Origin of the sequence: Streptomyces sp. DH24 (genome assembly GCF_029813775.1) — a bacterium.
GTDB lineage: Bacteria > Actinomycetota > Actinomycetes > Streptomycetales > Streptomycetaceae > Streptomyces.
The window spans coordinates 1-2556 of sequence record NZ_JARVKW010000088.1; the positions used below are offsets into that span (position 1 = coordinate 1).

Sequence of the window (2556 nt, forward strand, 5' to 3'; positions counted from 1 at the left end):
CGGTGCAGGTGGAGAAGTCCAGCAGGCCCTTCCAGGAGAACTGCTCGACCTGCGAGACACCGAACACGTCGTCGTCACCGGGATCGGTGAAGTCGATCGGCTTCCCGCCCGACGTCATCGGCAACAGAGCGCCCAGCGCCGTCGAGCCGTCCGCGTTCCGCTTGAACCAGATGTTCGGGAACCCGAGGAACCGGTGCCAGGCCACACCCATGTTCGTGTTCAGCGAGACCACGATCATCCAGATGAACGACGTGCTGACCTTCAGACCGGCGAAGAAGAAGACGAGGTTGTGCAGCGTCGACTCGCTCATCCCGCCGAACCAGTCGACCAGCGGGTAGGTGATGAAGTACGAGGCCTGGTAGTGGTCGACGTGGTGCAGCGCGCCCTCCAGGGCGTGCAGCACCACGATGCAGGTCCCCACGATGACGATGACCGTCTCGACGAAATACGCCTGGCCCGTCTTCGACCCCGCGAACCGCGACTTGCGTCCCGGACCCGAGGGCCGGTTCAGCTGACGGATGACGATCAGGGTCACGATGCCCAGCGCCGTCGTCGTCCCCAGGAACTCGACCATCATGTTGTAGGGCGGGAAGTGCCCCAGGAACGGCAGCACCCAGTCCGGCTCGAAGAGCTGACCGGTGGCATTGACGATCGTCAGCAGCAGCGTATAGAAGCCCACTGCCACGAACCAGTGCGCCGCCCCGACGACACCCCAGCGGTTCATCCGGGTGTGGACGATGAACTCCTTGGCCAGCGTGAGACTGCGCTGATAGGGGTTGTTCGTCCGCAGCCCCTCGGGAACGGGCTGACCGAGCCGCACGAAGCGGTAGATCTGCGCCGTGGCCCGGCAGAACAGCGCGAGGCCGATCACGATTAAGACCAGCGACACGACGATCGCGGCGAGTTGCATGAGTGGGCTCCTCGAACCGAGCTCAATTACTAAGCGGTAACTTAATTCAGTTCGTCTGAGACTACCCACTTATTGCGCCACCCTGCAGCCACGCGCGCGGTGATCTACGCCGCTGAGGCATGCCTTGGCCGAGCACCCGGGGCCATACGCCCGCCTGCACCGGCTCGACGGAACAGGGGCCGGGTGATGTCCACCCGGCCCCTGCCCCCGGAGCCCTCCCCCGAAGTCCCCCTGAAGTCTCCTGAAATGCCCCCGAAGGCCCCAAAGGACCTTGCAGTTCCTTGCAGTTCCTTGCGGGGCCTTGGACGCCCGCCCCTCACACGTCAGTTCGCGGGTATCGGGCGCCCTCTGACCGCGCGCTCGGCGGAGAGCGCGACCGTGGCGGGCATCTGCTGCTCCGCCACGAGCGGCGTCTCCGGCGCGGCCATCAGGATCGACTGCTGGAGCCGGCGCAGCCGCGCGGAGGGCTCCAGGCCCAGGTCCCGTACGAGGGTGCCGCGCAGCCGGTGGTAGACGTCGAGGGCCTCGCCGCGCCGCCCCGAGCGGTGCAGCGCCAGCATGAACTGGGCGTGCAGGTTCTCGTGGGCGCGGTAACGTCTCGTCAGCACCGTCAGTTCCGCGAGCAGTTCGCGGTGGCGGCCGAGCCGCAGGTCCGCCTCGATGCGCTGGTCGAGGGCGCACAGCCGGCTCTCCTCCAGCCGCTGGGCCTCCATCTCCAGCTGCGCACCGGTCTGCACGTCGGCGAAGGCCGACCCGCTCCACAGGGCGAGCGCCTCGCGCAGCAGACGCGAGGCCCCCTGGAAGTCCCCCGCGTCGATCGCGCGGTAGCCCATGCCCGAAAGCCGTTCGAACTCCCGGACATCGCTGGTCCCGCCGTTGGAGACGAGCATGTAACCGCCGGGCGAGGTGACCAGGACGTCCTTGGCGCTGCGCCGCGGGGTGGCGTCGGGCTCGGCGGGCGTGTCTCTCTCCAGCGCGAGCGTGATGAGGTCCCGCAGCTGCAGGACGTAGGTCTGCAGCGTGGTGCGCGCGCTGCGCGGCGGCTGTCCCGCCCACAGTTCCTCGATGAGAGCGGAGACCGGCACCACCCGGTCGGCGTGCAGCGCCAGAAGGGCGAGCACCTGCCGGGGCTTCGGTGCAGTGGGGGCGACGGACACCCCGTTCTCCCTGACGTCCAATACGCCCAGTACGTCGATCTGCACGCCGCTGCCCCCTAGATGAGTGTGCTGTTATCCGGCACCTCACGAGTACAAAACAGGCCGGACGGTTTGTCAATAGCAAACCAGTTGCGCTGTTTTGCTGCACGGTACAGCGGCGCCCGCGTGGCCTCCTCGCACGCCACCTCTGACATGCATATTTGCACGAACTGGGGTCGCGGGCCCGCGAATACGTGCGCAGGAGCCCGTGGACCCCTGCGCAGGAAACGTCTCTGACAAACGGGCAACCTTGCGGGCACGGCAGACGATCCAGGACGAGGTAACAGACCTCTCGCGCGGTTTGACGTCGCTGCGGCCCGACTGCCGGGTTACTGGGGCGGGTTGCCGTGCTTGCGGGAGGGCAGGTCGGCGTGTTTGGTCTGGAGCATGGCCAGGGAGCGGATGAGGACTTCGCGGGTTTCGGCGGGGTCGATGACGTCGTCGACGAGG

2 protein-coding genes and 1 pseudogene are annotated in these 2556 nt (G+C 67.3%); all 3 read right to left on the bottom strand.

Annotated features, from left to right (window positions below; genetic code table 11):
- Nucleotides 1-910: pseudogene (locus QC282_RS31935) on the bottom strand (Fe-S oxidoreductase); the annotation flags it as partial.
- Between the two features lie 323 nt (nucleotides 911-1233).
- A complete protein-coding gene (locus QC282_RS31940; protein ID WP_279553092.1) occupies nucleotides 1234-2112 on the bottom strand; it encodes an AfsR/SARP family transcriptional regulator in 879 nt (292 codons plus the stop codon).
- Nucleotides 2113-2435: 323 nt separating this feature from the next.
- Nucleotides 2436-2556, bottom strand: a 121-nt coding sequence (locus QC282_RS32380) for a carboxyl transferase domain-containing protein (RefSeq protein WP_336621083.1), incomplete at its 5' end; no start/stop codon positions are given.